This is a genomic window from Pseudarthrobacter sp. R1 (genome assembly GCF_024494415.1).
In the GTDB taxonomy this organism is placed as follows: domain Bacteria; phylum Actinomycetota; class Actinomycetes; order Actinomycetales; family Micrococcaceae; genus Arthrobacter.
Genome location: NZ_JAMKFI010000019.1, coordinates 1 through 231, shown reverse-complemented (window position 1 = coordinate 231; position 231 = coordinate 1). Strand labels below are relative to the sequence as shown.

Annotated in this window: 1 protein-coding gene; it reads right to left on the bottom strand. The window is 68.0% G+C overall.

All coding sequences use genetic code 11. The features are described from left to right. A partial coding sequence (locus M8J71_RS22640) for an amino acid permease (RefSeq protein WP_256250114.1) occupies positions 1 to 231 on the bottom strand: 231 nt, incomplete at both ends.

Genomic DNA, 231 nt, shown 5'->3' with positions numbered 1-231 from the left:
GGCACAGGACGATGGTGGCCCAGGTCATGATGATGCCGACGGAGGCGACGTTGAGGACGATTTCGAAGGCGTCGGCCGGGACGAGGTAGTTCAGCGGGACCCCGAGGAGGGACACGCCGGCGGTGATCGCGATCCCGCCGTAGGGGACGCCGGCTTTGTTCATGCGGGAGGCGAAGCGGGGGGCGGAGCCGTTGACGGACATGGAGCGCAGGATCCGGCCGGTGGAGTAGA